General features: G+C 41.4%; 12 protein-coding genes and 1 riboswitch. Of the genes, 5 read left to right on the forward strand and 7 right to left on the reverse strand.

The annotated features are described in order from the left end of the window. Positions 1–114: 114 nt before the first annotated feature. The 4 genes from ACESZH_RS23125 to ACESZH_RS23140 all read right to left on the reverse strand — a co-directional run bounded on the left by ACESZH_RS23125 (position 115) and on the right by ACESZH_RS23140 (position 3,621). Positions 115–744, reverse strand: a complete 630-nt coding sequence (locus ACESZH_RS23125) for an ATP-binding cassette domain-containing protein (protein ID WP_373219345.1) — start codon at positions 742–744, stop codon at positions 115–117. A 249-nt stretch (positions 745–993) separates the two neighbouring features. Continuing rightward, positions 994–2,307 (reverse strand): GHKL domain-containing protein, encoded by a 1,314-nt coding sequence (locus ACESZH_RS23130; protein ID WP_373219343.1) that lies wholly within the window; start codon positions 2,305–2,307, stop codon positions 994–996. Next, complete coding sequence (locus ACESZH_RS23135; RefSeq protein ID WP_373219341.1) at positions 2,304–3,026, reverse strand: LytR/AlgR family response regulator transcription factor; 723 nt, start codon at positions 3,024–3,026, stop codon at positions 2,304–2,306. Before ACESZH_RS23135 ends, ACESZH_RS23130 begins: the two co-directional genes overlap by 4 nt. 385 nt (positions 3,027–3,411) lie before the next feature. Next, on the reverse strand, positions 3,412–3,621 hold the full coding sequence (locus ACESZH_RS23140) for a helix-turn-helix domain-containing protein (RefSeq protein ID WP_373219339.1): 210 nt from the start codon (positions 3,619–3,621) through the stop codon (positions 3,412–3,414). Between the two features lie 204 nt (positions 3,622–3,825). On the opposite strand from ACESZH_RS23140, the gene ACESZH_RS23145 reads away from it, so the two are divergent. From ACESZH_RS23145 to ACESZH_RS23165, 5 genes are all read left to right on the forward strand, one after another. Then, entirely contained in the window at positions 3,826–4,659 is an 834-nt protein-coding gene (locus ACESZH_RS23145; protein ID WP_373219338.1) for a helix-turn-helix domain-containing protein, read from the forward strand. Further along, the gene (locus ACESZH_RS23150) at positions 4,652–5,548 is read left to right on the forward strand and encodes a DMT family transporter (protein ID WP_373219336.1); all 897 of its coding nucleotides are present in this window, start codon (positions 4,652–4,654) and stop codon (positions 5,546–5,548) included. The genes ACESZH_RS23145 and ACESZH_RS23150 overlap by 8 nt, the downstream gene beginning before the upstream one ends. Before the next feature lies 1 nt (position 5,549). After that, the gene (locus tag ACESZH_RS23155; protein WP_373219334.1) at positions 5,550–5,972 is read left to right on the forward strand and encodes a DUF2000 domain-containing protein; all 423 of its coding nucleotides are present in this window, start codon (positions 5,550–5,552) and stop codon (positions 5,970–5,972) included. 148 nt (positions 5,973–6,120) lie between these two features. Next, positions 6,121–6,270: riboswitch (FMN riboswitch) on the forward strand. Between the two features lie 98 nt (positions 6,271–6,368). Then, a complete protein-coding gene (locus ACESZH_RS23160; RefSeq protein ID WP_373219332.1) occupies positions 6,369–7,013 on the forward strand; it encodes an ECF transporter S component in 645 nt (214 codons plus the stop codon). Between the two features lie 9 nt (positions 7,014–7,022). Continuing rightward, positions 7,023–7,727 (forward strand): riboflavin kinase, encoded by a 705-nt coding sequence (locus tag ACESZH_RS23165; protein ID WP_373219330.1) that lies wholly within the window; start codon positions 7,023–7,025, stop codon positions 7,725–7,727. A gap of 82 nt (positions 7,728–7,809) precedes the next feature. Here the strand turns inward: ACESZH_RS23165 and ACESZH_RS23170 are convergent, their stop codons facing one another. The 3 genes from ACESZH_RS23170 to ACESZH_RS23180 all read right to left on the reverse strand — a co-directional run bounded on the left by ACESZH_RS23170 (position 7,810) and on the right by ACESZH_RS23180 (position 9,223). Then, on the reverse strand, positions 7,810–8,229 hold the full coding sequence (locus ACESZH_RS23170; RefSeq protein WP_178670149.1) for a hypothetical protein: 420 nt from the start codon (positions 8,227–8,229) through the stop codon (positions 7,810–7,812). A 126-nt stretch (positions 8,230–8,355) separates the two neighbouring features. After that, on the reverse strand, positions 8,356–8,835 hold the full coding sequence (locus tag ACESZH_RS23175; RefSeq protein WP_178774165.1) for a flavodoxin: 480 nt from the start codon (positions 8,833–8,835) through the stop codon (positions 8,356–8,358). Between the two features lie 223 nt (positions 8,836–9,058). Continuing rightward, a complete protein-coding gene (locus ACESZH_RS23180; protein WP_373219982.1) occupies positions 9,059–9,223 on the reverse strand; it encodes a DUF6050 family protein in 165 nt (54 codons plus the stop codon). Positions 9,224–9,231: the final 8 nt, after the last annotated feature.

Consider the following 9,231-nt stretch of genomic DNA (forward strand, 5'->3'; position numbering starts at 1 on the left):
ACAGCAAAACCTTACATATCTATTTCTTATCAGAAAGATTCACTTTCCAAAGACACAAGATTTTTTACAGCCTCAAAGTAGCAGTTCTTAATATTTTTTCGCAATTCCATGTTGTCATTCTCCTCTCATATATAATTCAACAATCTGTTCTTTCGATTCGATTTCTCTGATGTTCCGATTATTGATATAGTAATATCTCCCTGCCATGTATTCTAAATCCGACAAATTATGTGTAATGTTTATAATTACCACATCACTGATTTTATTATAAGCATCAAAAAAATGATACAGATCTAAGGCACTGTTTTTATCCAAGGCGTTTGTAAATTCGTCCAGAATGATCACTTTCGGTTCCGCCGACAAAAACGCTAACAGCTTAATTTTCTGCTTTTGACCATCACTCATTTTCTTTATTTGTAAGTTGCCCGGTATCTTCTCTAGCTTTAACAGTTCACACAATCCATCCACTTTCCGAGGGGCATACTTTCTTTTCAACAAATAAACAACATCTTTTATTGTAAATTCTAAAGGAACATTACTTGCGCTCCCGATAAGGATCGCACTGTTATTTCCCTTTATCTGCCCCTCAAATTTTTGCATTCCCACACACGTCTTTGCAAAACTTGACTTTCCTGCTCCATTGCACCCTAAAACATGACTTATAACTTTCTTTTCAAATTCTACATGAACATTTTCAAAAAGTGTCTTATTTCCTACTTTCAGGCTATAATCTATTAACTCCATGCTGAAAGCTCCTTTCTGTATACATAATTTCTCCTATACTGTTTCCAAACATAAGATTTCCTTCTCGCAGTCACTTCCTCCTAAATTGAATGAAAACGGCTAAAACGCCAAGAACAACTAATATCAAAAGCGGAACAATCATACGCCACATTCCCATCCCTCCTTCAGTTTATCCATACTATACCATAAAAAAGGACAGTTACCGCAACTGTCCTCAAAACAGGTAGTAACTGCCCTTAAAATAAAATTCTATTGATAAAAAAGCATAACATTCATGGTAAAAACCGAATTACTATAATCGAAGTCCATTACCCCATGATATTTTTCTGCAGCAGCTTTTACATTTTGGAGTCCCCATCCATGATTTGACTGATTCTTCTTCGACGTAACAATAATTCCATTCTTAGTAACAGGTGCTGTCATACTACTATTGGCAATCTGTATAATAATAAACTGATGAATCCTCCGAATTGTCAGAGTGATTTTTCGTTCTGTCTCAGGCGGCAATTTTACACACGCCTCAATCGCATTATCAAACAAATTAGTAAGGATCGTACATAAGTCTACCGGATCAATTCCACAATCTTTTGGATATTCTACATGAATATCCACATGAACTCCCTGGCTTCTGGCCATTTCAGCCTTCTGACTTATTATATAATCAGCTGCTTCAATTCCAGTCCATTGTGCTATAGAAAATGCAGTACGATCCCCAATGATCTTCCCCAGATGTTCCTGTGCCTCCGTAACTTTTGCATCCGCCAGATAATTCTGTATCAGAGTAAAATGATTCCTCATATCATGATATAGCCTTGCATTCGATTCATATGACTCTTTTGCAGCCATATAATTTTTCTCCAAAAACTGATTCTTCCGTTCTGTATACTCCTGCTCCCTTTTAACTTCCCTCAATCGAAGGAAAAAATATGTAGTACATACCAGAAGGGTGCCGCTCAAGCTCAGCATAATCTGAAAGAAATTTAACTTGAACCCTACAAGGATCTCGGACTGGATCACCCAATACACACTTCCTACGCTTCCCAACACTAAGCATATCACTGTAACAGTATATCCTTTTTCTTTTTTAGGAATCACTCGTTTCCGAAGCAACATACAAAGTAGAATAACGATAAATATTTCAAAAATTTTTATTGTAGCAATATAAGCCACCCTTTTCACACTAAAACCAGAAAGAATCTGATTCACAACAGATTCCATACCTGTTTGCGTCATCACGAATACGCTTGTCATATCCACAAAAGTTAGAAATGCAACATACCCTATGGACAGAAACAAAAACTCTATAAATCTGCCACGATAAAGTATCTGTGCTCCCAAAGCAAACACAATCACACTGTATATCAGGGTAGGGAAACTAATAGACAAGTCAATCAGATTCAACATGACAACTCCCACCGCAATAAAAGCTGCCAACAGCACAAAATATCTTATTTGCTTCTTCTTTTGAAACTGACTTTCTGAAATTGTAGCAATAATACTTAGGTATAGAATTATTTCTATAAAGGCTGCGATCCATTCGACAAAAATATGTATTCCCGTCATATCTGCTTCCCCCAAAATTTGAGCATTGTAATCTTAAATTCTGGAATATTCGCTTTACTAATTATAATATGCTGATCATCCAGCAAAAGGATTCCAGTATCATCCAGCCCTACTACATTTGCCAGATTCACAATACACCCTCTGTCCGCAAAGCAAAAATACTCTTTGTTTATTTCCTCAAAGACGTGTGCCAGCGTCTTTCGTACAGATTGTGTTTTTCCTCCCCTCAAATAAAATACAGCATATTTCCCGTCTTTCAGAATATACAGTATTTCTCTATACGGTAACTGCTCCACATGATTTTTGATCTCAACCGTGTAAAATTCATTTCTTTCCAGACGGTACAGCTTATAATAATCCTCCAACGCAGGCGGCAATTTTTCCTCTATGACCGTCTTTGGAATATACCGGAATACAGAAAATTCGTAAGCTGTAATCGCATACTCCAAATGGGAAGTAATAAAAATGATTTTTGCAGCGGGCATAGTATCCTGAATTACCTTTGCCAAATCCATCCCGTCAATTCCCGGCATCTCTATGTCCAAAAGAAGCAGGTCATAATTAATCCCGTCCTGCAAATCGTACAACAGATTCTCGCTGGATTGATATGTCTGAATTTTACAGTCCACACAATGCGTCCTGAAAAACACCCTCGCAAGTTCATCTACTTTAGAAAGAATCACTGTATCGTCATCGCTTACCGCTATATGTAGCATCATTGTCACCTCAAACATAAATCTCAACCGATATTATACCGTAACTCTGCGTTTTTCTCAACAAAGAGTCCACGGCAGATTTACTTCAAATCCTCTTTTGCGAAAAGGTACAACCGCATTTTCCGTTTTGCGGAAAAGTTTGGACACCCTCTTAGTTACGCGAAAAGGTGGGGGCTTCTTTTTCAGAAGTTTACCCCACCCTGTTATTTCTCCATGAGTATGAACCGTTCGTCCAAGAAACACACAAATTTTATGTACTCTGATTTCTGTATGAACCGGATTTTTCCCACATATAGGGCTTATTCCGGGCTTTTCTACCACATAATGTACCCTCGAACCGTTTTCAAGCCCGATACTTTGTAAAATCAGACACCACTATACGCAAGTATTATATCCCCTCATCTGTTTCCTCTTTTGCTATCCTCTCCGCTTCCTCCAAAGGGAAGTCCGGTATCTTCTCCAGCAGTTTTAGAATAATGGATTGTTTCATATCCTCGTCCACAAAGGTTCTCACGCTGCCGTCCGGCTGCTTCTCTTTTACTGTGGCAAGCTCTTCAATATAAGAATCGTAGTGTGCAATAACTTTTCTGTTGCCCATTTTTCCCCGGCAACCGCCGCTTTGATAATTTCATAAGTCAATGGATTCTGCTGTTCTTCCATACTCGTACCTCCGCTATTTGATTGCCTACAGCATACCATATCCAAAGACAGCAATCCAGTGAGCCATGAAAAATGAAGATATTTTACAAGCCTTTTGCATTTTGAAATGCTACAATGAAGAACAGCAAGGGAGGGAACACACATGAAGAAAGAAACAAGGACGGTGGTTTATGATGATGAGCTTCGGATTGAGGCATACCGTTTTGAGGGAATCGTGCAGCCATTTCCAAACCACTTCCATGAATATTATGTGATTGGATTTATTGAGGACGGGGAACGATGCCTCTCCTGTCGCAATCAGGAATACACCATAGCAAAAGGTGATATTGTTCTTTTCAATCCCGGAGACAATCATGCCTGTGTACAGAGTGATGATGGCACATTGGATTACCGAGGAATTAACATTACCAAAGAAGTCATGCTGGACCTGGCAGAAGAAGTGACCGGGAAAAGGGAACTCCCCGGCTTTTCCAAAACCGTGATCTTCGATGAAGAAGTGACCTGCTATCTGCATCCGCTCCACGAACTGGTCATGATAGGCTCCTGTGAATTCGGTAAGGAAGAAAATCTGCTGCTCCTCATATCTCTGTTGATTCAACGGTACGGGCAGCCCTTTGAAAGCTGTATCCCGGAATGCAGGGAAGAAATTGAAAAAGCCTGCGATTTTATGGAGCAGCACTTCGCAGACCGGATTTATTTAGATCAGATCTGCCGTTATGCTGGTCTTAGCAAATCCACGCTGCTCCGGGCCTTTACCAAGTCCAAAGGCGTCACACCATACAGCTACTTAGAGAACATACGCATTGGCAAAGCAAAGAAACTTCTGGAACAGGGTGTGCCTCCGATAGAGGCAGCCTTGCAGACAGGCTTTTCTGACCAGAGTCATTTCACGAACTATTTCAACCGATTTATCGGATTGGCTCCGGGCCTTTACCGTGACATATTTTTAGAGAAGGAGGAAACGCCGGATGAGTAAAAAAGCAACCGGGCATCTGGCGGCGCTGGTAACGATCCTGATATGGGGAACCACCTTCATCTCCACCAAAGTGCTGTTAGTGGATTTTGAGCCGATAGAAATCCTGTTCTTCCGGTTTATCCTGGGATTTCTGGCATTGCTGATCGTCTATCCCCACCGGATGAAAGGCACTACCAAACGGCAGGAAGCTGTCTTTGCAGCGGCGGGACTGTGCGGCGTGTGCCTGTATTATCTGCTGGAGAACATTGCCCTGACTTATACAATGGCTTCCAACGTAGGTGTGATTATCTCTATAGCACCCTTTTTCACAGCAATGCTCACCCACCTGTTCACAAAGGAAGAAAAGCTGCGTGCAAATTTCTTCATCGGATTTGTAGTTGCGATAGTCGGCATCTGCTTGATCAGCTTTAACGGTGTGAAGATGCAGTTAAATCCCATCGGTGACTTATTGGCCGCAGCTGCAGCAGTCGTGTGGGCCTGCTACTCTGTACTCACCCGAAAAATCAGCGGTTTTGGATATCACACCATCCAGACCACAAGACGAGTATTTGCTTATGGAATCGTATTTATGATACCTGCACTATTCCTGTTTGATTGCCGCATTGGAGCAGAACGGTTCACAAATCCAGTCTGCCTGGGAAATTTGATCTTCTTAGGTCTGGGCGCATCCGCACTGTGTTTCGTTACTTGGAACATGGCTGTGAAGGTTCTGGGCGCTGTCAAAACAAGCATTTACATTTACTTAATTCCGGTTATCACAGTTATCACATCGGCCCTTATCCTAAAAGAAAAAGTAACCGTGATGTCCGGCATTGGTACGGTCCTAGCACTGATCGGACTGTTCCTTTCTGAATACAGAGGAAAAACACAAAAACAGGAGGCAATCTGAAATGGATTTACAGAATGAAAAATGCGTCATGGTCATTGACGCAAATCTCCCGCTTGGCATTATTGCAAATACGGCGGCTATCATGGGAATCACCCTGGGAAAAGAGATGCCGGAGGTGGTCGGTGCGAATGTTACAGACCAGAGTGGAAACGAACATCTCGGCATCATTGAATTTCCCGTACCAATTTTGAAAGGCTCACCGGAAATCATCAAAGCAATCCGTGACAAGCTCTATCAACCTGACTTTCAGGACTTGACCGTGATTGACTTTAGCGATCTGGCACAGGGCTGTAAAACCTATGATGAATTTATCTCAAAAATGGGGGACGTGTCAGAAAGCACTCTGCAATACTTCGGTCTTGCCATCTGCGGTCCTAAGAAAAAAGTCAATAAGCTCACAGGCAGTATGCCACTGCTGCGATAGTAATAACCCCTTGAAAAGAATCCGCCATGGAAGTATCTTTTTCCTATATCCACTCCATCTTCTGATACTTCCGAAATACTTCCGAAATCCCCTTCTTCTATTGCCTTACAGCATTTTAAGAGGTATGATTGATTCCGACAGCTGAATAAGAAGTCTTCAGGGCAGGGTGACTCTTATTGGATAAAAGATATCCAATGGGCAAGAATTCCCGATTGGCGGTACAGTCCGCAAGCACATATGTGCATGATTTGGTGCAATTCCAAAACCAACAGTACAGTCTGGATAGAAGAAGATCGTGCATATCACAGAATATATGTTTCTTGATATTCTGTAAATATTCCTTAACACCTGAAAGACATTCTTTAAGGTGTTAATTTTTTCAAGGAGAAAATCTGAATGAATACAAGAACAAAAATGCTTACCTCAACTGCCATGCTGTGCGCCATCGCCTACATAGCCGTTGCTGCCTGTCGGATACCCGTCGTGCTTTTTCTGAAGTACGATCCCAAAGATGTCATCATCACATTAGGAGGTCTGATCTGGGGACCGATGACCTCTTGCTTTGTGTCCGTCATTGTATCTCTGATTGAAATGGTAACCATAAGTGAAACCGGCATATTAGGGTGCTTAATGAATATCTTATCCACCTGCTCCTTTGCCTGCACCACCTCTTTGATTTATAAAAAGAAGCATACGTTAGCAGGCGCTGTTACCGGATTGTGCGTTGGCAGCCTTACAATGGTTGTTGTCATGCTGCTGTGGAATTACCTCATCACTCCGTTTTATATGGGATACCCCAGAGAAGCCGTTGCCAGACTGATGCTCCCGGCATTTCTTCCATATAATCTCTTAAAGGCGGGACTGAATTCCGGATTCACGTTTCTGCTATATAAACCAGTGATAACAGCTCTGAGAAAAGCAGGATACCTTGCCACCCCCGTCAATGCCTCTGGCAAGAGACATCTTGGATTATTCCTTTTTTCAATGCTCGTTATTGTCACCTGTACATTATTCATTCTGTCCATGAATGAAATCATATGAGGTAAATCTATGAAAAAGGCGAGTAATCTTATCCCTGTTTTTATAACAGCGGGAACTATCATACACGGACGCGGAATAGGAAAACTAATTGGGATGCCGACTGCAAATTTAAAAATTGCAGACAAAAAGGGCCTTCCTCCTGAAGGCGTTTATATTGCCACAGCCACTTTGGAAAATGAAACCTACTACGGCATTACGCACATCGGCCCCCGGCCTACCATCAGCAATGATGGGGAAATATCTGTGGAAACCCATCTTCTGAATTTCAATAAGGATATCTATGGATTGAAGATGGAGATTCAACTTATGAAAAGGCTGCGCACTCCGCAGAAATTTGACAATCTTTCCCTGCTGCTGGAACAAATCCGTCTGGACTGTATTGCTGTGCAAGAGTTTTATGGCATCCGGCGGATCAGCTCACGGCTTTATATGAACGCTCAAAAACATGAGGTGAAAATTGACGGCCACGCTTTATACTTATCTCCAAAAGAATTTGATATTTTATATCTGCTCTATTCCAGCCCTGACATTATCTTCACAAAGGAGCAGATTTATGAATCAGTCTGGCACGAAGCAGCAAACGACCATTTCCATGCTGTGGAAAACACAGTTTTTCAAGTGAGGAAGAAAACTGCAACATACGAAGATGGGTTGAATTTCATTAAAACTGTAGTTGGATATGGATACAAATTCGACCCTGTCAACAAGAAATAGCAGCTATCCTCGTCATTTTGCAAAACGCCCTTTAAAAAGGCTGCTGATATATGAAAACTTCTCATGTGCCAGCAGCCTTTTTTTAATACACCTCATCAAAATACCCAATGAACACCGACATCCTTAGCATCCCATCTTTCGTCGAAAATGTCACATTCTCCGCCCGCTCTGCGATCTCCTTTAGCAGTGTTAATGCCTCCCGATCACAGAACTCAAAATGCTTCAAGTATAAATCAATGGTTGCCTGCCATTTCTGGTAATCCACCTCGCCCCGGATTCTTCCTCCGAACTGCCGGACGTAAGCATCACACTCCCCAAGCAGGTATTCATAATCCGCTTTTTCTTTAGGAACCACACGCTTTGGGATTTTATCCATTTCTTCCTGGTACTTCTGAAAGAACCCAACCTCCATTAATGTGTCCAGAAAATCCTTTCTCTCTGACTTATCACTTCGTTCCCGGAATTCCTCTCCGTAGTCTTTTTCATATACTTCATTTTCCATGCTTCGCACCCTTTCCTGTAGAATAATTTACCACTACGGGTAGGATGTTACCATAGATTTCTTATTATTCGTTGTCATGAAAGATAACTTTATGGGTCTATATTGATAAGTTTATCAGTCTTTTCTTTAAATCCCGAATCCTTCTGCCCATGCTTTCAGTTCTTCCGCACTTGCATCCGCAGGGAATCTCTTTCCTTCCTTTAATTCTGCTCCTGGGCAGGAAACCGCCAGTTCCTTGTTTGTGTTCCCCATACCGCTGCTGCCAGAAGTTGCCAATGGAATAATCGTCTTTCCGGACAAATCATACTGCTCCAAAAACGTGTTCACAATAGTCGGGGCGACGTACCACCAGATAGGGAAGGCTGTGAAAATCACAGAATACTGCTCCATGTTCTCTACTTTATTTGCAACAGCAGGCCGGAATGACTTATCATTCATTTCCACACTGCTGCGGCTCTTTTTATTCATCCAGTCCAGATCAGCATCCGTATATGGAACCTCCGGCTGAATCTCATGTAAATCTGCTCCGATAGCCTCTGCAAGCCGTTCTGCCAGTTTCGCTGTTACGCCGCTGGCACTGAAATACGCTACTAATACCTTGCTCATATTCAATACCTCACCTTTCAAAAAGATCATATTTTATCGCTGTGCTTTACCATAGAATACCATAAATCCAAAGCAAATGCACCCTATCGTTTTTTGAGTAGGGGTAATCGTTAAAAATGCACCCTCTGACAGCCAAGGGTGCATTGTATCAATTTATGGTACGCAAGCCAGTGAGACGATACGCCAGTAAATATCTATACATAATTTAAAATCATGAAATTATTTATCTTAACAGATCTACAAGATATTTAAATAAAACATAAACGGCACGTGATACATACCATATAACTACCACTTCACCAATCAAACAACCTAATATTATATTTATTACCCAAACTCCGGCGGTTCCACCTATATCAAAGTTCTTAGGTAATAACCATACACACATTCTATGTA

It is taken from the genome of Ruminococcus sp. 5_1_39BFAA (assembly GCF_964240875.1).
Classification (GTDB): Bacteria; Bacillota; Clostridia; order Lachnospirales; family Lachnospiraceae; genus Blautia_A.